The 22,533-nt window shown below is 70.1% G+C and carries 21 protein-coding genes and 1 riboswitch; of the genes, 6 read left to right on the plus strand and 15 right to left on the minus strand.

What is annotated here, in order from left to right:
* Positions 1-378 precede the first annotated feature (378 nt).
* Both RCG67_RS01715 and RCG67_RS01720 read right to left on the minus strand, forming a co-directional pair.
* A complete protein-coding gene (locus RCG67_RS01715; protein WP_368824555.1) occupies positions 379-1,326 on the minus strand; it encodes a helix-turn-helix transcriptional regulator in 948 nt (315 codons plus the stop codon).
* Between the two features lie 234 nt (positions 1,327-1,560).
* Entirely contained in the window at positions 1,561-2,709 is a 1,149-nt protein-coding gene (locus RCG67_RS01720) for a thermonuclease family protein (protein ID WP_368824556.1), read from the minus strand.
* 238 nt (positions 2,710-2,947) lie between these two features.
* Between RCG67_RS01720 and RCG67_RS01725 the strand changes: the two genes are divergently transcribed.
* Positions 2,948-3,904 (plus strand): nuclease-related domain-containing protein, encoded by a 957-nt coding sequence (locus RCG67_RS01725; protein WP_368824557.1) that lies wholly within the window; start codon positions 2,948-2,950, stop codon positions 3,902-3,904.
* 56 nt (positions 3,905-3,960) lie between these two features.
* Here the strand turns inward: RCG67_RS01725 and RCG67_RS01730 are convergent, their stop codons facing one another.
* Positions 3,961-4,287: a hypothetical protein gene (locus tag RCG67_RS01730; RefSeq protein WP_368824558.1), complete on the minus strand. Its 327-nt coding sequence runs from the start codon at positions 4,285-4,287 to the stop codon at positions 3,961-3,963.
* A gap of 120 nt (positions 4,288-4,407) precedes the next feature.
* Positions 4,408-5,109, minus strand: a complete 702-nt coding sequence (locus RCG67_RS01735) for a M15 family metallopeptidase (RefSeq protein ID WP_368824559.1) — start codon at positions 5,107-5,109, stop codon at positions 4,408-4,410.
* 205 nt (positions 5,110-5,314) lie between these two features.
* Between RCG67_RS01735 and RCG67_RS01740 the strand changes: the two genes are divergently transcribed.
* From RCG67_RS01740 to RCG67_RS01750, 3 genes are all read left to right on the plus strand, one after another.
* Positions 5,315-5,611: a hypothetical protein gene (locus RCG67_RS01740; RefSeq protein WP_368824560.1), complete on the plus strand. Its 297-nt coding sequence runs from the start codon at positions 5,315-5,317 to the stop codon at positions 5,609-5,611.
* A 34-nt stretch (positions 5,612-5,645) separates the two neighbouring features.
* Positions 5,646-7,031 carry a M20/M25/M40 family metallo-hydrolase gene (locus tag RCG67_RS01745; protein ID WP_368824561.1) on the plus strand — a complete coding sequence of 462 codons (1,386 nt, stop codon included), beginning with the start codon at positions 5,646-5,648 and terminating at the stop codon, positions 7,029-7,031.
* 108 nt (positions 7,032-7,139) lie between these two features.
* Positions 7,140-7,409, plus strand: coding sequence for a hypothetical protein (locus RCG67_RS01750; protein WP_231738265.1), 270 nt, complete (start codon positions 7,140-7,142; stop codon positions 7,407-7,409).
* Positions 7,410-7,430: 21 nt separating this feature from the next.
* Here RCG67_RS01750 and RCG67_RS01755 read toward each other — a convergent pair whose 3' ends face one another.
* From RCG67_RS01755 to RCG67_RS01765, 3 genes are all read right to left on the minus strand, one after another.
* Complete coding sequence (locus RCG67_RS01755) at positions 7,431-8,381, minus strand: NAD(P)-dependent oxidoreductase (protein WP_368824562.1); 951 nt, start codon at positions 8,379-8,381, stop codon at positions 7,431-7,433.
* 131 nt (positions 8,382-8,512) lie between these two features.
* Positions 8,513-8,758, minus strand: coding sequence for a hypothetical protein (locus RCG67_RS01760; RefSeq protein ID WP_368824563.1), 246 nt, complete (start codon positions 8,756-8,758; stop codon positions 8,513-8,515).
* Positions 8,759-8,945: 187 nt separating this feature from the next.
* On the minus strand, positions 8,946-9,896 hold the full coding sequence (locus tag RCG67_RS01765) for a helix-turn-helix domain-containing protein (protein WP_368824564.1): 951 nt from the start codon (positions 9,894-9,896) through the stop codon (positions 8,946-8,948).
* Between the two features lie 135 nt (positions 9,897-10,031).
* On the opposite strand from RCG67_RS01765, the gene RCG67_RS01770 reads away from it, so the two are divergent.
* The gene (locus RCG67_RS01770; protein WP_368824565.1) at positions 10,032-10,814 is read left to right on the plus strand and encodes an SDR family oxidoreductase; all 783 of its coding nucleotides are present in this window, start codon (positions 10,032-10,034) and stop codon (positions 10,812-10,814) included.
* Here RCG67_RS01770 and RCG67_RS01775 read toward each other — a convergent pair.
* From RCG67_RS01775 to RCG67_RS01795, 5 genes are all read right to left on the minus strand, one after another.
* The gene (locus RCG67_RS01775) at positions 10,809-13,226 is read right to left on the minus strand and encodes a TOTE conflict system archaeo-eukaryotic primase domain-containing protein (RefSeq protein ID WP_368824566.1); all 2,418 of its coding nucleotides are present in this window, start codon (positions 13,224-13,226) and stop codon (positions 10,809-10,811) included. The two genes, RCG67_RS01770 and RCG67_RS01775, sit on opposite strands and share 6 nt — an antisense overlap.
* A gap of 81 nt (positions 13,227-13,307) precedes the next feature.
* On the minus strand, positions 13,308-13,871 hold the full coding sequence (locus RCG67_RS01780) for a DUF6036 family nucleotidyltransferase (RefSeq protein WP_368824567.1): 564 nt from the start codon (positions 13,869-13,871) through the stop codon (positions 13,308-13,310).
* Positions 13,872-14,207, minus strand: a complete 336-nt coding sequence (locus tag RCG67_RS01785) for a hypothetical protein (RefSeq protein ID WP_368824568.1) — start codon at positions 14,205-14,207, stop codon at positions 13,872-13,874.
* Positions 14,208-14,392: 185 nt separating this feature from the next.
* On the minus strand, positions 14,393-15,352 hold the full coding sequence (locus RCG67_RS01790) for a 2-hydroxyacid dehydrogenase (protein WP_368824569.1): 960 nt from the start codon (positions 15,350-15,352) through the stop codon (positions 14,393-14,395).
* On the minus strand, positions 15,349-16,548 hold the full coding sequence (locus tag RCG67_RS01795; protein ID WP_368824570.1) for a pyridoxal phosphate-dependent aminotransferase: 1,200 nt from the start codon (positions 16,546-16,548) through the stop codon (positions 15,349-15,351). The genes RCG67_RS01790 and RCG67_RS01795 overlap by 4 nt, the downstream gene beginning before the upstream one ends.
* A gap of 228 nt (positions 16,549-16,776) precedes the next feature.
* Between RCG67_RS01795 and RCG67_RS01800 the strand changes: the two genes are divergently transcribed.
* Positions 16,777-18,573: an ATP-binding protein gene (locus tag RCG67_RS01800; RefSeq protein WP_368824571.1), complete on the plus strand. Its 1,797-nt coding sequence runs from the start codon at positions 16,777-16,779 to the stop codon at positions 18,571-18,573.
* A 75-nt stretch (positions 18,574-18,648) separates the two neighbouring features.
* On the opposite strand, the gene RCG67_RS01805 is transcribed toward RCG67_RS01800, so the two are convergent.
* The 3 genes from RCG67_RS01805 to RCG67_RS01815 all read right to left on the minus strand — a co-directional run bounded on the left by RCG67_RS01805 (position 18,649) and on the right by RCG67_RS01815 (position 22,481).
* Positions 18,649-19,149, minus strand: a complete 501-nt coding sequence (locus tag RCG67_RS01805; RefSeq protein WP_368824572.1) for an NlpC/P60 family protein — start codon at positions 19,147-19,149, stop codon at positions 18,649-18,651.
* Positions 19,150-19,154: 5 nt separating this feature from the next.
* Positions 19,155-19,341: riboswitch (cyclic di-AMP (ydaO/yuaA leader) on the minus strand.
* Between the two features lie 564 nt (positions 19,342-19,905).
* On the minus strand, positions 19,906-21,519 hold the full coding sequence (locus tag RCG67_RS01810; protein WP_368824573.1) for a flavin-containing monooxygenase: 1,614 nt from the start codon (positions 21,517-21,519) through the stop codon (positions 19,906-19,908).
* Positions 21,516-22,481, minus strand: coding sequence for an alpha/beta hydrolase (locus tag RCG67_RS01815; RefSeq protein ID WP_368824574.1), 966 nt, complete (start codon positions 22,479-22,481; stop codon positions 21,516-21,518). The genes RCG67_RS01810 and RCG67_RS01815 overlap by 4 nt, the downstream gene beginning before the upstream one ends.
* Between the last annotated feature and the right edge of the window lie 52 nt (positions 22,482-22,533).

The following is a 22,533-nucleotide window of genomic DNA, read 5'->3' on the forward strand; positions in this document are numbered from 1 at the left end:
GGGGTGGCTGGAGGCGGAACGGCCCCCCAGCACGTTCCGTCCCCAGCTCTGTCCCCCCGTGGGCGGATGACCGGCGGCGGGCTGCGGACCACGTCGTCCGGGCAGACCCCTCCGGTCAGGAAGGGTGCACCCGGGGCCCTGGCCGGCCCATGGATGCTGCCCCTTCCGCCCACCATGGTGTGGGCCGGGTCACAGCCGAATCAAACCGGCGTGCAACATCGGCGGTTCTGAGCGAGACATTTCTGTGCTCCAGCAAACATCCCTCGGGTCCGAGGGTTCTCCCGGCATGTCGAGTGGACCCCGGCCTGCCGCGGGGCCGGCCCGTGCCGTGGAGCCGGCCCGTGCCGTGCGCCGGTCCCGGAGGGGACGGCGGCGGGGTCAGCGGTACAAGGTGGTGCTGGGCGGCACGCCGTAGGTGGCGCGGTAGCGGGACGCGAACCGGCCGGAGTGGGCGAAGCCCCACCGGGCGGCGATGCCGGCCACGGTCTCCCCGGTGGTGGGATCGGCGTGCAGGAGCTCGGCGTGGGCTCCGGCCAGCCGTGCCTGGGCGAGGTACTCGGTGGGGCTGAGCCGGTGCGGGTGGTTGGCGCGGAAGGCCTGGGCCAAGGTGGAGGTGGGGGTGTTCGCCGCCCGGGCGGCGTCGTCGACGGTGATCGGCTGGTGGGCGTGGTCGTCGATGAACTGCTTGGCGATGCGGTAGCGGCGCGTCTGCGCGGCCATGGACAGGGCGCGCAGCTCCTGGTCCCCGACCAGGGGGAAGCACTCGAGCAGCGCCACGGCCAGGTGCCGGGTGAGGCCGGCGCGCACCAGCGGGGCGTCGAAGGCCCCGGAGTCCACGAGCTCCTGGGCCAGGCGGGTCAGGGAGGACCAGTACTGGCCCAGCTGGGGGGTGAGCGGGTGGGCGGAGGCGAACGCCACCGGGGTGTTCTCGGTGCCGTAGACGGTCTCGGCGATGTCCTGCACCATGCCCGCGGTGAGGTAGACGTTGCTGGCCCGCAGGGAGTCCACCACGAACAGGGTCGGGCTGGACGGGGTGATCAGCACCGGGGCGCCGATCCCGGTGCCGGACTCGGTGCGGGTGGACCAGTCGCACCGGCCGGCGGTGCGCTGGACCACGCTGAACATCTCGGTGTCCCCCCAGGAGGAGTAGGACCCTTCCACCTCCACCCGCGCCAGGGACACGTCCTCGTCCCCGGTCCTCTCCTCCCGGTAGGACAGGCCGCGCTCGGAGGGCTGGAAGGAGAAGCGCGCCCCGATCGTCTCGAACAGCAGCATCACGGCGTCCGGGTCCTCGGCCGCGAGTTCGAGGTGGAAGGCCTCGCTCACCGGATCCACCCCCCTGGCCCGGGCCGCGCGCCGGGGGCGGCGAGGACCGACCGGGTGTCCCGGCGGGACGGGAGCGCGTGGATGGCCATGTCAGGACCCTCGTCATGGAGGTGCAACGGGGCAGGGGTCGTGCTGGGTCCTATGATCCTCTCCGCCTCCGGCTACCACCAGCGGATCCCGGCCCGTGAAGCCGGGCCGTCCCCCGGGGCTCCGGGTCATCCGGACCCGTCGGGGTCAGCAGGGCTTGAAGAACTTCCCGCCGGGCGCGTAGCACCGCGGACCGGTGTAGCCGGGGATGTCCGCGTAGTACCCCGGAGGGGCCTGGTCGACGATGTTGGCGCCCGGGTTCGGGGCGGGCTTCGGCGCAGGCACAGGGGCAGGAGCCGGGGCCGGTGCGGGAGCCGGTCTGGGTGCGGGCGCAGGGGCCGGCGCGGGCGCGGGGGCCCGGCGGGCGGCGTCGGCTGCCGCCTGACGGGCCGCTTCGGCCTGCCGGTCGGCCTCCGCCTGGCGTGCTGCCTCGGCCTGTCGGCGCTCCTCGTCTGCCGCCGCGCGCTCCGCGGCTTCAGCCTCCGCCGCGCGGCGCTGCTCGGCGGCGCGCTCCTGGAGGTCGGCGACGTCCTGGCGGACTCCGGCGATCCCGCCCTTCGGCGATGGCAGCCCGACCAGATGGCGGACGTGCGGGTGGGCGTCGCCGTCGACCGCGTCGAGGGCCGCCAGGAAGGCGACGGCGGCCGCGACCTCACCGGCCGGGTCGGCGAGGTCCGCCGGCGCGGCGTCGGCGAGCGCACTAGCGGCCTGCTGCACCTGCGCCGGGACGGTGCAGCCGTGGGCGGGGTCGAGCAGGCCGGCCTGCTGCTGCTCGGCCTCGGCGAAGGCCTCCTCCACCGGGGGCAGGAAGCGGGCGTTCGGCGCGATGTAGAGCGGCGTGCCCAGGCCCTGGCGGGCGATCTCGGCGTTGACCAGGGTGCCGTCCTGCAGGAACACCCCGGCCAGGGTGCGGTCGTAGGAGTCGGTGCGCTCCTGGTCGTACTCGAGGCCCACCACGGTGCCCGGCGGCAGGAGCTCCTCCAGCAGGGCGGTGGCCTCCGGGCCGAGGCACTCGACGATCTCGTTCGGGTCCTTGGTCTCCGGGGTGTCGATGTTGAGCAGCCGCACGCGGACCACCTCGCCGCCCCGCCGGACGTCGACGGTGTCGCCGTCGACCACCCGATCCACCACGGCGCGCTCGCCGCGCAGCTCCGGAGCGGCGGACGTCTCGGTCGAGGAGGTGTTCGACGACGACGACGTCGCGTCGCTGGAGGCCGCCGTCCCGCCGCAGCCGGTCAGGAGCAGGAGGACGAGCGCCGAGGCGCCCAGGCGGAGGGAAACAGGGGGAGGTGTCACGGGGGGTCCTGTCAGGAAGTCGTCAGTTCCCCTCCAGCTTATGGATGCACAAGCAATCACCGGGGAGGCTCGTGTCCCCAGTTCGGGGGGTGGAGCTTTCCGCGCGGGGGAGTGGCAAGTCCGTCCTGCTCCGGGCGAGCGTCACAATGCGGAGTCCAGAGGCACCGGCTTGTCGTATGCGAGTGCAAAGACATGAAATGCAGGAACACCGTTCTGCTCTGCTCGAAAGCTGTTCACCATGACGCCCTCCACGGACCCCACTTTTCCGACCCCTGCGCCCATCCGCACCTTGGGGTTCGCTGCCTTTCGGCTCCTCGGCCCGGTGGCGGGCACCACCGCCCAGAAGCTCGCGTCGAGCCCGTCGAGCCCGTCGAGCCCGTCGAGCCTGTTGGGTCGGAGCGCAGGTCAGTCGGTCATGGCCGAGACGCTGCGGCTCCAGGGCGAAGAGCCGCCCCGGGCGTGGTGGCAACGACTGATCGGGAGCAGTCCCCTCGGTTCCGCCGGCCGATCCTGGTTCCGGGGTGCACTGGGAGAGATCGCGGTCGGGCAGGTCCTCCGCGGCCTGGGCTCGGAGTGGACGGTGCTCCACGCCGTTCCGGTCGGTGCCGGGGCCTCGGACATCGACCACGTCCTGATCGGCCCCCCGGGAGTGTTCACGCTCAACACGAAGAACCACGCGGGCAAGAAGGTCTGGGTCGGTGAGCGCGCGCTCCTCGTCGACGGGCACAGGCAGCACTACCTCTCCCACGCTCGTCATGAGGCGGCGCGGGCGGCCAAGCGGTTGAGCGCGGTGGTGGGGGAACCGGTGCCGGTCACTCCGGTGCTGGTGCTGATCGCACCGAAGGACCTGACGGTCAAGCAGCGACCCGCGGGAGTCCACGTGATCACCGACCGGCGGCTGCTGCGCTGGCTGCGGCGCCGTCGCCCCGTCCTGGCGCCTGAACAGGTCGCCCGGATCACGGCCGCAGCCGTGGGCCCGAATACCTGGCACAACAGCCCTGTTCCGTCCGAGGATCCCATCGCGCTGCAGGAGCGCTTCGCCGAGCTTCGGGCTTCCGTGCGGAGCGCGCAGCACCGGCGTGCGCTGTGGGAACTCGCGCTGCTCATCGGGGGCGTTGCTGCCGCCGTCAACGTCGGCCCGGACCTCCTGGCGGCCCTGCTCGGCGCCGGTCCGGGGTTCGGAGCGAACGCGTAGGCGAACAGTCGCTGGGTCGTTGTGTCAGTCCGGTGTTGCGCGGCCTTCGGAAAAGGTCACGCAGGCACGCCGGGAAATACGACGATCGATCCGTCGCTGCGCCGTTCGATCTCGATCGCGACGTCAGCGTGGTGGATCCCCGCGCTGAGCTCATCGCCCAGGGCCCGGAGGCGATACACCGTCTCGAGCAAGTCGTCCACCTCACCCTGCGTGTACATGATGCTCCGGAAGCCGCTGCGGCGCTTCAGTTCGAGAGTCGACAGCCGCAGAAGAACTGAGGCGATCCCGGACTCCAGCTCGTCGACCCGGCGCTCGTCGTCCTGTAACGTGCGGACAAAAGTCTTGAACGGGTGGCTCGCACCCTCCAGCTGTGCGTGCTCCACGGCTTGGAGAACCAGCACCCGGCGTTCGAGGGCGATCGCGGGAGAGCAACGTGCAGGCGGAATTCGAGTTCTTGGCCTGCGCAGACGCCGGCAGTCGGCGGGACGGGAGAGTCGATCTGCTCAGTACAGGTAGTCCGGGGCCGGACCGAGTTCGAAGAACTCCTCCATGGTGTCGATGTCGTCGATCTTGCCAGGGACGGCTCCCGACTTGATGGCCTCCGCCAGATCGATCCCGACGTAGCGCAGGTGCCAGGGTTCGTACTTGTAGCCGGTGATGCCCTGCTCGCCCTTGGGGTAGCGGATGATGAACCCGTATTTCCAGGCATGCTCGTCCACCCAGGCCCCGACCGGAGTGCCCTCGAAGCAGTCCTGCAGCGCGCACGCCCCGGAGGCGTTGCCCACGTCCATGGCCAGGCCGGTCTGGTGCTCGCTGTGCCCGGGCCGGGCGGCGATGGTGTCGGCGGTCTCCTGCCCGTACTGCTGCACGTAGCTGTCGTAGAGGCTGGCCTGGTGGTCGTAGGAGCGGTACCCGCTGACGGCCACGATGTTCACCCGCTGCGCCTTGGCGTCCTTGACCATCTGCTGGTACGCCTGCGCGGCGTCGGTGCGCAGCTGTTCGGTCTTGATCCGGGTCAGGGGCTTCGGCACGTGGGTGACCGGGTTCAGGGGCCGGTGCTTGTTCACCACCACCGTCGCGCTGTTCGGATCGTCGATCTCGTAGCCCTTCACCATGACGGCCGCGGCCGGTGACGGAACCACGAGTCCCGCCAGCAGGCTCAGCGCCGCCGCCCCACCGAGAAGTCCGCCCAGTCTCTGCTTCATGTCCACGCCCCCACGTGTTCGGAAAAGATCAGCGTCAGCCTAGCCCCAGGCCCTTCAATACGTGTGCTGTGTGACACCAACACGGCGCACAGCCTGGCCTGGAGGCTTCCACGGCGGGCCGTCATCTCCCGTCCGTCCGGGCCATCCTGGCCGCCCGGACCTAGAATGGAGACCCGCAACGGACTTTTCCGGAGGAGCGTGCGTGATGGCTTTCGTGCAGCTGATCGAATACACCACCTCGAGGCCGGAGGAGGTGGCCGAGGTCCTCGCGGAGTGGCAGCAGTCCTCCCAGGGGAAACGCACGGCTCGCCGCGTCCTGTCGGCGAAGGACCGCAACGATCCGAAGCGCTTCGTCGAGATCGTTTTCTTCGACTCCTACGAGTCCGCCATGGAGAACTCGCAGCTCCCGGAGACCCAGGAGTACGCCCGGAAGCTGACCGAGCTCATGGACGGGGAGCCCGTGTTCCGGGACCTCGACGTCGTGGAGGACCGCGAGCTCTAGGGCCCGGCAGCCAGAGGTCTCCGCGGAGGTGACCGTGACCGCCGACCACGAGATGCACTCCTTCCTGACAGCACACCTGCCCGAGATGCTGGACGGGCTGAAGGAGTGGGTGCGGATCCCCTCGGTGGCCGCGGCCCCGGAGCACGAGCACGATCTGCTGCGCTCGGCGCACTGGCTGGCCGGGGCACTGCGTGACACCGGCTTCCCCACCACGGAGATCTGGCCGGGTACCTACGGCCCGGCCGTCCACGCCGCCTGGTGCGCAGCCCCGGGCGCCTCCACGGTGCTGGTCTACAGCCACCACGACGTGCGGGCGGTCAAGGAGGAGAACTGGGACCAGACGTCCCCCTTCGACCCGGTGGCCCGGGACGGGCGCCTCTACGGCCGGGGCGCCTCGGACGCCAAGGGCCAGGTCCTCGCCCACCTGTGGGGCGTCCGGGCGCACCTGGCCGTCACCGGGCGAGAGGTGCCGGCCGTGAACCTGAAGTTCCTGGTCGAGGGCGAGGAGGAGGCCGGGTCCCCGGGCCTGGCCCAGCTGATCCAGGACCACCCGGAGGAGCTGGCCGCGGACGTGGTGATCTTCTCCGACACGCTGCTGTGGCGCGCCGATCACCCGGGACTGTGCACCGGGGTGCGCGGGATGCTCAGCGCGCACCTGGAGATCCACGGGCCCTTCACCGACATCCACAGCGGGGCGGTGTCCGGGGTCGCCCCCAACCCCGCCCTGGAGATGGCCCGGGTCCTCGCCCAGCTCTACGACGAGGACGGCCGGATCACCCTGCCCGGCTTCTACGACCGCGTCCCGGAGATCCCCGCCGCCCGGCGGGCGGAGCTGGCCGCGCTGCCCTTCGACGAGGGGGACTGGCTGGCCCGCACCCACACGCGCAGCATCGGCGGGGAGGCCGGCTACACCGTGCTGGAGCGGCTGTGGGAACGCCCTGCCCTGGAGGTCATCGCCCTGATCGCCGGCGACCCCACGGAGGTCTCGAGGGCGGTGATCCCCTCGATGGCGGCGATGGACCTGAGCATCCGCACGGTGGTCGGCCAGAAGGTGCAGGAGGTGGCCGAGCAGCTGCGCACCTGGGTGGCCGAGCGGGTCGGGGACGGCTACGAGTACGAGCTGACCGTGTCGACCAAGACCTCGCAGGAGGCCTACCGCACCCCCGACCACCCCGTGGTGGAGGCCCTGGCCCGGGCCATGGCCGCCGGTTTCGGGGTGGACGAGGTGGGACGGATGGGCAATGCCGGGGGCGGGCCGGCCGACCTGCTCGCCACCGCGCTGGAGGCACCGGTGGTGTTCTTCGGCACCGGGCTGCTCGAGGACAACTGGCACAACAGCGACGAGAGCGTCCGCACGGACCTGCTGCTGGCCGGGGCCGCCACCCTCGCCCACCTGTGGGACGAGCTGGGCCGGACGTAGCCGGGGCCCGAGCGCAGGAACCGGGGCCCGGGCGCAGGAGAGCCGGGGGGCGCGGCATCGTGCGCGCTCCCTGTTGCGGTCGCCTCCCCGGAGGCGCACAGTTCTGCTATGAGAACGACGACGCCGTTGTTCGTGCTGGCCGTGGTGGTCGCGGCCCTGGCCCAGCTGGTGGCCGGGTACTTCTACATGGCCAGCGGCCTGATGGCCCCGCTGTGGGCCATCGCGCTCCTGGGCGTGTGGTGGGTGCTCCTCACCTACGTCGGCGTGCGGCTGGTGCAGCGCCGGTCCTACCTGGTGCTCCTCGTCCCCGTCGTGGCCGGGGTGACCTGGTTCGCGGTCATGACGTTCGGGGAAGCGGTCCTCGGCTGGACGCCCTGAGGTCCCGCGGCCGCCCCGTCCTCAGGCTCGCGCCCGGTCGACCCGGTTGGTGAACCCGCCTCCCTGCGTCAGCGCCTCGAGGTTCTCGCGCAGCAGGTCCGCGGCCCCGATGGGCCGGCCACCGGCCATGTGCGGGGTGATGGTCAGGTTGGGGGCCGACCACAAGGGAGAGTCTGCGGGCAGGGGCTCCTGGGCGGCGACGTCGATGGCCGCGCCGGCGATGGACCCGGTGCTGAGGGCCTCCACGAGGGCGTCCTCGTCCACGGTCGATCCCCGGCCCACGTTGACCACCAGGGCGTGCGACGGAAGGGCGTCGAGCATCTCGCGGTCCAGGGCGCGCTCCGTGGCGGGGGCGTGGGGCAGGACGAGGACGAGCACGTCCGTGCCGGGCAGGTGCTCGGGCAGCTGCTCCGGGGTGATGACCGGGTGCCCGCCGCGTTCGCCGGAGCTCCGCGCGACGCCGGTGACCTGGCTGCCCAGGGCGGTGCACAGGTCGGCCAGGTGCTGACCGATGGCGCCGAAGCCCCAGATGAGGACGCGGGCGTCGATGAGCGTGGTGACCCGGCCCTCGGGGTGCAGCGGCTGCAGGCCGCCCAGCTGCGGGTCCCAGGTGCGCTCGCCCTGGCTCCGGGCCGCGGCGGGCAGCCGGCGGACCAGGTTCAGCAGGAGCGCCAGCGCGTGCTCGGTCACAGGGCGGGTGTGCAGGCCGACACCGGAGCAGACGACCGCCTCGGCGCGGAACCCCGCCTCCAGCACGCTGTCCGGCCCGGCCGCCAGCGCCTGGACGAGCTCCACGCGGGTGAGCCGGCGGGCCGTCTCCTGCAGGACGTCGCCGGAAGTGCCCCAGACGACGACGGCCTGCGCGTCGGCGTGCTCCGGCGGGACGGGCTCCGCTGCCGCGTAGCGGACGACCTCGTGGCCGGTGAGGTCGCCGGGGTCGATGTCGGTGGTGTCGGGAATCAGGATCTTCATCAGGTCATCGTCTCCTGCCCGGTCCCTCGCGTCGAACAGCCCGCCGAGCGGCCGGACCTGTTGCCGGCCGCTCATTCCGGGGAATGGTCGGGTTCGCCTGCGCATCCGATCTGGCGGGATGCCCGACGGTCTCAGCAGGTGCGGGCTCCGCCCCGCGGGGCGGAGCCACCCAGGAAGACCAGGCTGCGCCGCAGCGTCTGCCGCCAGCCGTCCCAGCCGAGGTCGCGCCACGGCACCCGCTCCTCCGCGGGAATGGCCAGGCGCCCGATCGCCGTGTACATCGACAGCACAGCGGCTGTGGCCGTCAGCAGAAACAGGAACGCGATCATGATGAGCTCCTTGCTCGTCGTGGGCCGGCCGATCCGGCTCACTCTCACGCTGACAAGCCTGGTCGCTTGGCACTCTCCGCACGAGTGGCAGAAATGACTAGTGTCGATCACTTCCTGCCATTTCTGTCATTGCCTCCTTTCGAAGCCGGCATGGGGCAGTTCTTCGCCCCTGATGGCGACCATGACGGAGCACCTCGGCCACGCTCTCTCGGCCGAGGCGCTTGCGTGGCTGTGCTCAGGAAGTGGTCGCGAAGCGGCGGCGGTACTGCTGCGGGCTGAGCCGGCGGATCCGGGTGAAGTGGTGGCGCAGCGTGGCCGCGTTGCCGAAGCCCACGTCCGCGGCGATGCGCTCGACGGGCAGGTCGGTCTCCTCGAGCAGCTGCTCGGCCCGGTGCAGGCGCCGCGCGGTGATCCAGGCGTGCGGCGTGGTGCCCGTCTCGTCGCGGAACCGGCGGGCGAAGGTGCGCGGGGACATGGCGGCGCGCCGGGCCAGGGCGTCGACGTCGAGTGGTTCGTCGAGGTGTCCCACGATCCAGGTGAGCAGCGGGTCCAGCGTCTCGGCCCGGCGCTCGGGGACCGGTTCCTTGATGAACTGGGCCTGCCCGCCCTGGCGCTGCGGCGGCACGACCATGCGCCGGGCCACGGTGTTGGCGGTGGCTGAGCCGAACTCCTGGCGCCACAGGTGGAGGCAGGCGTCGAGGCCCGCCGCGGTGCCGGCGCTGGTGAGGATGCTGCCGTCCTCGACGTACAGGACCTCGGGCACCACCTGGGCGGCGGGGAACCGCGCGGCCAGCTCCGCCGTGTGCATCCAGTGGGTCGTGCAGCGGCGGCCGTCGAGCAGACCGGCCGCCCCCAGCACGAAGGCCCCCGAGCAGATGGACAGGATCCGGGCGCCGCGGTCGTGGGCCGCGCGCAGCGCGTCGATCACCTCGGCCGGGACCTCCCGGTCCCGGGACATCGCCGGGAGGACCACGAGATCCGCCTCGGCCACCCGATCGAGCCCGTGCTGGACGGCCACGTCGAAGCCGGCGATCGTCCGGACCGGCCGCCCGCCGGGACTGCACACCGCGAAGTCCATCACCGGCAGGCCGTCGGCGGAGCGGTCGATCGCCCAGGCCTCGCAGGCCACGCCGAGCTCGAAGGGGGAGACCTCGCCGAACACGATGACGGCCACGTTGCTGATCATGGGTCCATGCTTCCAGCAGAGCGGCAGGAAGTCGACGACAGCTATGAAAATGCCAGTCGCGGCGGGGCCGGCGGGTGAGGAGAATCGGTGTCATCAGGACCGGAGCGTAGGCGGACGGGAAGCGGACGGTGGACGATGGAGAGCACGGGTGAGGGCGAGCGCCGGAAGGTGGCGGTCCTGGGGGCGACCGGGGAGCTGGGCTCACGGGTGGTGGCGCATCTGCGCGAGCGCGGCGTCGACGTCGTCGAGGTCTCGCGCGGACAGGGCATCGACGTCTACTCCGGGAAGGGCCTGGGCGCCGCGTTCGACGGGGTCTCCACCGTGGTGGACTGCCTCCACCTGCCGACGCTGTCCCGCCGGCGCGCCGTCGACTTCTTCAGCACCACCGCCCGCAACGTGCTGGCCGCGGCACAGCGGAACGGTGTGTCCCGGATCGTGTGCGTCACGATCCTCAACGCCCGGGACCCGGAGGTGCACCGGTGGCTGGGCTACTACGCGGGCAAGGCCGCCCAGGAGCAGACCTACCGTGCCGGGCCGGTCCTGGTCACCGTCGTGGCCTCGGCGCAGTGGTACGAACTGGCCGAGACCCTGCTGTCGCAGCTGCGCATCGGCCCGCTCTCGGTGGTGCCGGGGATGCGCTCCCGGCCGCTGGCCGCCGAGGACGCCGCCGCGTTCGTCGCTGACCGTGCCCTGGAGCCCTTCGGCACGGCGACATCCGACGACGCCGTCATTGCCGGGCCCGAGGTCCGCGATCTGGCGGAGCTGGCCCGTGCGCTCGCCGAGCGCCGCGGAGGACGCCGCAAGGTCCTTCGGGTGCCGGTGTCCTTCACCGCCCTCGGCAACGGCGGCCTCCTGCCCCGGGGGAATTTCACGACTGCCCCGACCCGGTTCGAGGACTGGCTCCGCGGCACCTCATGACTGCGGGCGTGAAGGCACCGCGTGTTCTGCCGACTGGAAGCCTTCTTTCGCCATGACTCGCCGCCGCCGTGCATACATGCGTTCCAGGAGTGGTACGTCCTTGTCACGGTAGTCATGGACGACAGCCGGAAGGGGGGCCTCCGTCCGCCCGCGAGTGATGCGCCCGAGTTGCTGGATCACGCGGCCTTTGAAAGATACGGGGACCGTGAGGAACAGCGTGTTGAGAGACGGGAGATCGAGTCCTTCGCCGGCGATCTTGTCGATCGCTACGAGCACGAATGGGTGCTGCTGCGCGTCCGCTGCTCCCAGTTCTCTCCGGACCTCACCACGCTCAGCGGGGGTCATGCGACCGTGGAGTCGAAACACGGGTGCATCACATCCCTGGATAGCATCAGCGAGTGCGTCAAGATGACCGAGCCTGTTCGTCAGGACCAAACAGGTGCGACCTTGGTCGACGGCGTCTGTGACGTGTTGCGCAATCATCGTGTTGCGGGCGACATCGACCGCGAGTTCGGAGTAGATCGCCTGGATGGACGGCCCGTCCGTTCCCGGTTCCTCGGTGGTGAATGTGGTCTCGTGCGTGATCAGCTCCCGAAGAGCTCGGTCAGCGGAGTCGATCACATGTCGGATGGGGCCGCACTGCATCGTGATCAGACCGTTCATCTGATCAGCTCGATAGGGAGTCGCCGTCAGACCCGCCCAATGACGGACGTTCACGTTGCGCAGCGCGGCCTCGGTCGCGGGTGCTGCGACGGCATGGCATTCGTCGATGATGATCTGCTCGTACTCCTCGAGCAGAGCGGGGTCCGCGTTCCGGTGCGCGATGGACTGCATCATGATGAGATCCACGATCCCGCGCCGTTTTCGCCGTCCTGCGCCGAGCTGGCCGATCTGCTGGTCCGTCAGGCCGAGGAACTGCTTCAGGCGCTCCCGCCACTGCGTGAGCAGTTCGGCGCGGTTCACCAGGATCGCTGTGGGCGCGGCACGCTGGGCGATGAGTGCGCAGGCGATGACCGTTTTGCCGGCGCCCGGGGGCGCGACGAGGACGCCGGTGTCGTGCGCGAGGAGCGCATCGACTGCCACTCGCTGCTCCTCACGGAGATCCCCCACGAATGCCAACTCCAGGTGCTTGTGGGTCTCCGAGCTGGTGCTGATGGTGACGCGGAAACCAGCTTCCCGCAGCAACGCCACTGCTTCGTCGGTGAGGCCGCGCGGCAGGCGCAGTTCGTTCTCGTCGTGCTCGAAGCTGGTGACGAGGCGCGGTGTGCCGAAGGTGCTGAATCGCTGGGCCTGCTTGCGGTAGAACTCGGGGTTGGGTACCGACGCCATGTGCTTGAGCTCGGTGAGCACGACGCCGGGAAGGTCGCCTGCCGGGACGTGCAGGACGGCATCACGGCGCAACTCGAGTACCTGCCCGGCTGTTGCGCGAGCGAGCACTGTGATGCTCGCTCGCCGGGGTCGCGCGCCCAGCGTCTCTGACGGACCGACGCGGGAGTCGGTCGCGGTTGTCATCCCTAGTTCTGCCACGCGCTCGACAGGCACGGGAGCCGTCGTCGCCAGCACGGCGAACTGGTCCTCGTACGGGTCCCATGTCGCAGGGTCGGCGAACACAGTCGTTCCGCGACGGCGGCAGTTCCCCTGCAGGGGCAGTGCGATGAGGTTCCCGAGACGCGACCGGCCTGTTGACCGATCCGGCAACGTGTCCTGCGAGGGGAAGAAGCGATCGTAGCTGCGGAAGGCCATCCCGGGCCGTTTTGCCATCGCGGCGCGAAGCAGCGACATCCCCGCCGACCGCGCGGTGGCGGCGGGCACCGGCGCGGTGAAGAACATCCAGACGTGCGCGCCCTCGCCGGACCGGGAGATCTCGGCGAGAACATCAATGCCGGCACGCCTGCATTCCTCGACGAATGCTGCGGCATCCAGGCGCCAATCTGCGTCGTCGAAGTCGCACACCAGCAACTGGCAGGTGTCCTCCGCGAGCATCGGGTAGATACCGACGTGGAACTCACGATCCCCTGGGCGAGTGCCCCCACGAAGGTGCCGCTCGAGGACGGCACCGTCGAGTGCCAAATGGTCCGCCGCGGTCTCCGCCCCGGTGTAGAAGCCACCACGGACCGCGGGACTCCAGCCGGACTTTCCCGTGCGGGTGCTGGTCCATCTGACCGCGTAGACGTCGTTCCTGCCGACGAAGCGAGTGCCGAAAAGCGCGAGCTTCTCGGCGCTCGATGACGTCGCCGTGACGCTTGAAGACGCGCTGGAACGAATGTCTGAAAAGTTTCCGGTGCTCCCGGGGCCTGCCCGATCACTCTCCAGCTTGCGGAGCGCAGCGCGCGCCTCCGCCAGTTCGCTTTCGAGGTCGGCGATCCGCGATCGCAACGCCTCGACCTCGTTTCCGACTTCCCGATGCCCCACGGGCATCAGGCTACCGAGGTGGTGACGAGCCCCGAAGACCTGGCCTTCCGACGCAAAGGCTCTGTCCGTCGATATGGATGGTCAGGTGCCGCGTTGAAGCCATCCCAGTGCTCGTCCGACTTCGACGGGCCAACGCTCTTGAACGCTGTGGAGTCGCTCGATGATGACTTCTCGGTCGACGATCTGGTACTGGAGCAGGGCTCCGACGAACGCCTGATCCTTCTCCCGGTAGGCCAGCAGCTTCGCCACGCACAGGTCTTCCTTGTCCAGGCACAGACCGGTGAACTGTTGGCCGGTGCCCACCTGGCGGGTGTTCTCATTGCTGACCGCGACCAAGCGCTCGCGCCAACCAGCCGGCAGCTTCGCCGTCATGTCGTCCACGCCATCCAAAAAGAAGCCGTGCATCTGGTCGAAGTCCGACCACTCGCCGGCAACCGCCGAGAGCTCATCCGACAGATCAAGAACCGTCTGCGGGTCGTCGTCCATGGGAAGGATGTCGATCTCCGTGGACATCGTGGCCTGGTCCGGCAGATCGTCCTCGTGGAAGGAACCCAGGATGGACTGGGAACCCACGATGATGACCTGGTCTCTGCGGATGATGCTGCAGGCGGCGCGGATCGCGTGCTCGAGCTGGTAGCGGTGCACTCAGCGTCTCGGCAACGACTTCAGGATGGACAGCCGCTCGTCCTGGCCGATCAGGCCACCCATGGGAGAGACCTCGCGCATCTCGATGCTGCCAGGGTCGGGGGAATCGAGGACCGTCCGCAGGGTCTCCACATCGCGGGTCTCCACGATGCGGCGCCAGCGGCCGAGGTTCTCGACGTGCGGATGCCCTTGCACCGAGCTGCTGAGTCGCTCGAGGTTCTGGAGGATCTGCGGTGTCCAGGCGGACAGGGTCTCCTCGTTCAGCTTGGGGACCAGTGACCGGTGGAGCAGCAGGGTGCGCAGGCTTGACCGGTTCATCTCGGTGTCCTGGGACATTGCTCCTCCTCTCCTCCTGGTGACCGATTCTACCGTCGCGCATGATGTCCGAGGGGGCTGGTGGCTCATCTCTGGTGCCCAGGTGAAACCTCCCCAGGCGTGGCCAGAAGAGCATCACGTTGGCCGCGCTCTGGGGAAATCGAGGGGGGCCGGCGGTCCTGCCTGGGCGACGGACGGCCCTGCTGCTAGCCGATCGGTGCCGGCGGTCGTTCCCCGCTGAGCACGGCGAGCGCGTTGTCGGCGGCGAGCACCGCCATCGCGGTGCGCGTCTCCACGGTGGCGGAGCCCAGGTGCGGCAGGAGCACCACGTTGTCGAGCTCCAGCAGCTCGGGATGCACCTGGGGCTCGTGCTCGTAGACGTCCAGCCCGGCGCCCGCGATCCGACCGTCCCGCAGCGCGGACGCGAGCGCCGCCTCGTCGACGATCGGTCCGCGCGCGGTGTTGACGAGGTACGCCGAGTCCTTCATCGCCGCCAGCTGCTCGGGGCCGATCAGGTGGTGCGTGGCGGGCCCATAAGGACAGTGCAGCGAGACGACGTCGGAGACTGCCAGCAGCTCGTCGAGCTCGACCCGCCGGGCGCCCAGCTCGGCGGCGATCCCGGGGTCGATCTCGCTGCGCGACTGGTAGACGATCTCCATGCCGAAGGCCCTGGCCCGGCGCGCGGTCGCCTGGCCGATGCCGCCCATGCCGACGACGCCGAGGGTCTTGCCCTGCAGGCTGCTGCCGAGCAGGAAGAACATGCCCCACTTCCAGTCCTGGCCGGAGCGGATGAGCCGTTCCGCCTCGCCGAGCCGGCGCGTCGCCATGAGGATGAGGCCGAACGCGATGTCGGCGGTGGCGTCCGTGAGCACGCCGGGGGTGTTGGTGGCCACGACGTCCCGTTCGGCGCAGGCCGGCACGTCGATGTTGTCGTAGCCGACCGCGACGTTCGCGACGACCTGGAGCTGCGGGCCGGCGGCGTCGAGCAGCTCGGCGTCGATGCGCTCGGTGAGCAGACTGACGACGGCATCGGCGCCGGCGACCCGGCGCAGGAGCTCCTCGCGGCCGATCGGCTCCGGATCCGGCCAGGCGTCGACCTCGTGGGCGGCGCGGAGCTTCTCGATCGCGGCGTCGGGAATCCGTCCCGTGACGACGACCCGGCTCATGCCGTCTCGATCCACGCGCGCAGGCGGCCGAGGCCGTCGCGGATGTCGTCGACGTCGATGCCCGAGTAGGCGAGCCGGATGTACTGCCGGTCCTCGCCGGGCTGGCGCCGGCCGAAGTGCTCGCGCGTGCAGAAGGAGACGCCGGTCTCGTGCAGCGCCGCCGTGGCGAAGTCGCCGACCGCCGTGTACCCCATGCGTTCCATGGCGGCGGTGACGTCGGGGAACAGGTAGAAGGTCGACTGCGGCACGGCCACGTGCATGCCGGGGGTGGCGTTCACGAGCTCACAGGCGACGTCGCGGCGCTCGCGCAGGATGTCGAGCGTCTGCTGCACGGGCTCCTGGGTGCCGCGGAGTGCTTCGATGCCGGCCCACTGCACGTAGTGCGTGGTGCACGACTCGTCGTTGGTGTTGAGCGTGCTGAGCACCTTCGCGATCTCCAGGGGCGCGACGGCGCAGCCGAGGCGCGAGCCGGTCATGGCGAACTTCTTACTGAAGGTGTAGAGGATGACGGTGCGCTCGGCCATGCCGGGGAGCGAGGCGATCGAGCTCGAGACCCCTTCGTAACGGGTCTCGAAGTAGGCCTCGTCGGAGAGCACCCAGAGATCGTGCTCCTGGGCGAGCTGCGCGACGGCCTCGCGCTCGGCCGCCGTCGACTCGGCCGAGATGGGGTTCTGCAGGTCGTTGTAGATGATGGCGACCGTGTTCGGGGTGATCGAGGCGCGCACCTGGTCGAGGTCGATCGCGAAGCCGTCCTCCGTGGGGAGGTAGCGGTACGGCACGGCGGTGCCCCCGAGGTACTCGATCTGCGACTCGTAGATCGGGAAGCCGGGGTTCGGGTAGAGCACCTCCTGGCCGGGGTTCATGACCGCCTGCAGGAACTTCGTGATGACGGGCTTGCCGCCCGTCATCACCACGATGTTCTCGGGGCTGAGGTCGATGCTCCGACGCGAGCCGATGTCCTCGGCGAGGGCCTCGCGCAGCTGCGGGATGCCCGGGCCCGGGCAGTAGCCGGTGTAGCCGTCGGCGATGGCCCGGTCCATCGCCTCGACGATGTGCGGGGCCGTCGGGATGTTGATGTCACCGAGGTGGAAGGGGTACACCCGGTTCCCCTTCGCCTTCCAGGCGGCGGCGGCCTGGGCGACGCTGAAGGCGGTTTCGGTGCCCAGCCGGTCGAGCCGGTGTGCGAGTTCCCGCATGCTGTTCCACTCCTCGTCGAGTTGGCGATCGATCCGCTGGCGGACCCGCACCGAGCATACGACTCATATATCAGCCTGGGAAGAGTGGTTCCCGGATGATGTCCTACAGGGAGGCAGTGAGCGCCGAGCGACCTAAAGGTTCATTCAGGCGCTCACTCCGTCATTCACCCCTCATTCAGGCACAATGAGTGAGTGACAAGTGAATGAGAGAACGAGTGAGGGAGTTCCGTGAGCGAAACACACGAGGTCGTCGCCGATCTGCGTCGTCGCGGAGCCGAGCCCACGCATGTGGAGGTCAAAGCCGCCGCGGGAGGAATGCCGAAATCCCTCAAGGAGACCCTGAGCGCCTTCAGTAACGGGGAGGGAGGCATCGTTCTCCTCGGACTGAGTGAGGACGAGGACTTCACGCCTGTGGCGTCGTTCGACGCCGATGCCATCCGGGATGCTGCGGCAGGCATGGCGGCGGACTCCATGACACCCGCGGTGCGGTGCGAGATCGCCATCGAGCCGTTCGAAGGAGCCCGCATCGTCCGGATCGACGTCCCGGAGATGAACTCCGGCGAGAAGCCGTGCTACGTGACGGCCCGGGGTGTCTACGGAGGTTCTTACCTCCGCGTGGGCGACGGTGATCGGAAACTGACCCAGTACGAGGTCACTCAGCTTCTCGCCAACCAGGGCCAACCCACCGATGATCAGCAGCCGGTCAGGGAGGCCGCGCTCGCTGACCTCGACCCCCAAGCGGTCTCCGCGCTGCTCGCCCGCGTGCGGGAGCGCTCCCCTCGGGCCTTCGCCGCAGTGCCCGACGACGTCGCTCTCACCCGCCTGGGCGTGCTGGTGCGGGACGGTGAGAACCTCGTTCCGTCACTGGCGGGCCTGCTGTGCCTGGGCATCTACCCGCAGCAGTTCTTCCCGCAGCTCAACGTCACCTTCGTGGCGCTGCCGGGAACCACCATGGGCGAAACCACCCAGGACGGACGACGGTTTCTCGACAACCAGACCGTCGACGGTCCGCTGCCGGTCATGGTGCAGGACGCAGTGGCCGCGGTGGAGCGCAATATGCTGCGTGGCGCCGTCATCCAGGGGGCTGGACGGTCGGACCGGTACGAGTACCCGCTCGAAGCCGTGCGCGAGCTCGTGGTCAACGCCCTGATGCACCGGGACTACGGGCCCTTGGCCAGGGGGACCCAGGTGCAGATCGAGCTCTATGCGGATCGGCTCGTCGTCAAGAACCCGGGTTCGCTTTACGGTGGCGTCGAGGTCGGGGGCCTCGGCGCGGACGAGATCACGTCCTCGCGCAACGGTCTGCTGGCTCGTCTGCTCTCCGACGTCGAACTCCCGGGCCGGCGCGAGGTCGTCTGCGAGAACAGGGGGTCGGGCATTCCCCGGATTATGGCGACGCTGCGCGCTGCAGGCATGACCCCGCCCGAGTTCGAGGCCACGCTGAGCCACGTCAAGGTCACCGTTCCCCGGCATGCCCTTCTCGACACCGACACCGTAGAATGGATTGCCTCCCTGGGTGCCACCGGCCTCAGCGATGCCCAGCACATGGCCCTGGCGATGCTCCACCACGGCACCGAGGTGTCCAACGAGCGGTTGCGCAGTTGGGGACTCGACAGCCGGGAAGCCACCGCGGCACTCACCGACCTCGTCGACCGGGGGCTGGCCGAGCGTTCTGGAGGGAGACGTTATGCCCGGTATCAGCTCTCACCGGACGTCGCGCTGTCTTCCCGAGTGGCCGGCCCCGATGTCGACCCACCGAGCCCGCCCGCAAGGTTGGTGCCTCGACCCGGCGGGACGATCGTCCTGGACGAAGACTTGGAGTCCGTGTTGCGTGCTGTGGGTGCAGAGGGTCTGGATGCCACGCGCCCGGTGGCCGCCCACCTCGGATGGACCTACAGCCGGACGCTGAGCCGGATCAACGAGCTCATCGGCCGTGGCATGCTCGAGGCCACGGCTCCTCCCACCAGTCGCAAGCGCCGGTACAGGGTCACGGCTGAAGGAGTCCGACGCCTCTCTGAGTCCTGAGGCGCCCCGTAACGAGACTCGGGTGTGCGGTTCCCGTCGGGAGGGGAACCGCACACCCGCATCAGGCGTGGAGTGTCAGCGCACGCGGAGGTAGACGGGGCCGGAGCCGACGTTGACGGTCTGGATGACCGTCTGGTTGCCGTTCCAGCCGCCGTGGACGGCCTTGCCGCCGCCGATGTACACGGCGATGTGGGCGAAGCCCATGCCGCCGTTGGCGTAGTAGACCAGGTCGCCGGGCCGGGCCTGTGCGGCGGAGACCCGGGTGCCGAGCTTCAGGTAGGAGACCGGCCACCCGTGGTGCTTGACCCCGGCCGCGCGCAGGGCCTTGGTGACCAGGGCGGTGCAGTCCTGCCGCACGCCGAGCTGGTTCCGGGCCGCGGCGGCGATGGTCGCGGCCTTGCCGGACTGGGACTGGGTGCTGAGGACCTGCTGGGGGGCTGCGGCGGGGGCGGCCTGGGCCGGGGCCACGCTGCTGAGCGCCAGGGCGCCGCCGGCGACCGCCAGGATGGCGGTGCGCCCGAGGCGGAACGAGCTCTGGGCGCGGTGGCGGGGCGTGCGGGACTGGAAAACGGGCATGAGTGATGTCCTCCCTCTTGCCTGCGAGGTGAGCTGTCGGATGCGGGTGGGAGACACCCGGTCGCAGGGTGGGGGCCCTGACGACTTAACCCCTAGGTCCCGGGGGAGGGACCGTTTCTGGTTCCCCCGCTTCTGCCGAGCGATGTGTCTTGGGGGGCCCCGGGCACCGGCAGAATTCGGCGATGTGCACGGGGGTGCCGATCGATGAGGCGATCGGCACGGAGGAAACACTAATCGAAAAGTAACGAGAAAGTCTCGTTTAGATCACGGGCGTGTCTCGGCTTGAGTGCTGATCCGGCAGGGCACCTCCGCGCCGGGACGCCGTGGTCCGGTGAGGCGCGCCCATGGGGATCCCTCGGGAGGCTCAGTTCGAGACGAAAGTGGTCTTGACCTGGAACTCTGTCCGGGTCGTGCCGACGGGCAAGCATGCCCTGCCCTGGGGCCGAGTATCGGTGACGCCACCCGTGGCAGGGCACGACCGTTTGCCGGGAAAGGTCCACAGAACATTAGATCGCCGACGGGATCGGCCCCTTCCGTGAGGGTCGGGAAAGGCCATCTCCTCCGGCAATCTCCATTGTTGTCCCAGGAATTCGCAAAAAGAAAGAAATGCGTTTGCGGCGCGTCGATTCCGCTCTCCTGGCGTCCTCCGAGCACCAGGCTGCCGAGGAGGGGATGCGCCCCGAAGCCCCGGCCTGCCGGCATGCGGAGGACTCCGGTGCCGCAGCACCGGAGCCCTCCGTTCGGCTGTTCAACTGCTCAGGCGACGCTGAAGCCCTCGTACTGCCGGGAGGCGACCTCGTCGCACTTGGCGCGGTAGGCGCCGACCCCGCCCACGTAGGGCATGAACACCCGCGGCTTGCCGGGCACGTTCGCGCCCAGGTACCAGGAGTTCGCCTGCGGGAACAGGGTCATGTCCGCGGCGTCGTTGACGTGCTGCACCCACGCGTCCTCCGCCTCGGGAGAGGCCTCGGAGCGGACGAGGCCCTGGTCCTCGAGGTAGCGGATGTGCTCGGTGATCCAGTCGACGTGCTGCTCGATCGAGGTCACCATGTTGCTGAGCACCGACGGGCTGCCGGGGCCAGTGACCAGGAACAGGTTGGGGAACCCGGCGGTGGCCAGCCCGAGGTAGGTCCGCGGGCCGGCGGCCCACTTCTCGGCCAGGGCGAGCCCCTCGGTGCCCCGGATGTCGATCCGGTTCAGGGCCCCGGTCATGGCGTCGAAGCCGGTGGCGAAGACGATCGCGTCGACCTCGTACTCCCGCTCCGTGGTGGCCAGCCCCCGCTCGGTCAGCCGGGTGATCGGCGCGGACCGGACATCGACCAGGGAGACGTTTCCCCGGTTGAACGTCGTGTAGTAGTCGGTGTCCACGCAGATCCGCTTGGTCCCCACGGGGTGGTCGTACGGCTTCAGCAACTCCGCGACCTGCGGGTCCTCGACGATCTCGTCGATGCGCTCGCGGATGTACTGGGCCACCACGTCGTTGGCCTCCTTGCTGATCGCCAGGTCCGAGAAGCACTGCCCGAGGCGGAACCCGCCCAGCGTCCAGTGCTCCTCCATCACCTTGCGCTGCTCCGCCGGGCCGGTCTCCAGCGCGGAGGCGGTGCTGGGCGGGAACGGCAGCCCGGTCGGGGTCTGCCGGGCGATCTCCCGGATCCGCGGGTAGTCGGCCTTGATCTGCGCCCACTCCTGCGGGTCCAGCGGCTGGTTGCGCGCCGGGACGCTGAAGTTCGGGGTGCGCTGGAAGACCGTGAGGTGCTCGGCCTGCCGGGCGATCTCGGGGATCGACTGGATGCCCGAGGATCCGGTGCCGATCACCGCGACGCGCTTGCCGGTGAAGTCCACGCCCTCGTGCGGCCAGGAGCCGGTGTGGTGGACCTCCCCGGTGTACTCGGCCAGGCCCTCGAAGTCCGGCACGCGCCCGGCCGAGAGGCAGCCGGTGGCCATGATGCAGTACCGGGCGCTGACCGTCTCCTCGGTGCCGTCCGCGGTCGAGCGGGTGGTGACGGCCCACCGGGCGGTGGCGTCGTCGTAGACGGCGGAGACCACCTCGGTGTCCAGCTGGATGTCGCGGCGCAGGTCGAAGCGGTCGGCCACGTGGTTGAGGTAGCGCAGGATCTCGGGCTGGGTGGGGTAGCGCTCGGTCCACTCCCACTCCTGTTCCAGCTCCCGGGAGAAGGAGTAGGAGTAGTAGGGGCTCTCCACGTCGCACCGGGCCCCGGGGTAGCGGTTCCAGTACCACGTGCCGCCCACGCCGTCGCCCTTCTCGACGACGGCCACGGACCGTCCCTGCTCGCGGAGGCGGTGGAGGAGGTAGAGGCCGGAGAACCCGGCGCCGACGACGACGACGTCCAGCTCGCGCACCGTGCTCATCGCTCGCCCGCCTCCTCCAGCTCGGCCTGGACGTCCGTGGCGATCGACTCCACCACGAAGTCCAGGGCCTCGGCGCTGGCCGGCAGCACGTTGACCATGGAGAAGAAGCCGTGCATCTGGCCCTCCCAGCGGCGCTGGTGGACCTCCACCCCCGCCTCCTGGAGCTTCTCGGCGTAGGCCTCGCCCTCGTCCCGCAGTACGTCGTGGGCGGCGGTGATGACCAGCGCCGGCGGCAGGCCGGAGAGGTCTTCCGCGTGGAACGGCGCGGCGTCCGGGTGTCGGCGCTGCTCGGCGTCGGGCACGTACTGGTCCCAGAACCAGGTCATGAACTCGGTGGTCAGCAGCGTCTGGTTCTCCTCCTCGGTGTAGGAGGGGCGGGTGAAGTCGGCGTCGGTGACCGGGTAGATCAGCACCTGCTCGGCGATCGCCGGCCCGCCGTTCTCGCGCGCCCGCAGGGCCATGACGGCCGAGAGGTTGCCGCCGGCGCTGTCCCCGCCGACGTAGAGCGGGACCTGCGCCCCGGCGATCTCCGCCAGGTGCTCGCCCGCCCAGGTCAGTGCGGTCCAGGAGTCCTCCACCGCGGCGGGGAAGGGGTGCTCCGGGGCCTTGCGGTAGTCCACGAGGACGACGGCGCAGCCCGACTTCTCGGCCAGCTGCCGGCCCAGGGTGTCGTAGCCGTCGATGTCCTGCAGCACCCAGCCGCCGCCGTGGAGGTAGACGAACACGCCGGCCGGGGACTCCCGCGGCACGTGCACCCGGACGCGGAAGCTCCCGCCGTCGGAGGCGTCCAGGACGTGGTCCTCGGTGCGGTGCATCTCGGGGCCCGTGCCGAACATCTCGTTCATGGCGGCGGCGGTGGCGCGGGCCTCGGCGGGGCTCATCTGCCACATGGGCTTGGCGTCGGGCCCGGCGGCCTCGGCGGAGGCGGCCAGGAAGGCGAGGGTGGCGTGGTCCAGGGACATGGGTGTCTCCTCATCGACGGAACGATTCCGGCACCGCTCGTGCTGAGTGATG

The sequence above is a fragment of the Kocuria cellulosilytica genome (genome assembly GCF_040981245.1).
GTDB lineage: Bacteria > Actinomycetota > Actinomycetes > Actinomycetales > Micrococcaceae > Kocuria > Kocuria cellulosilytica.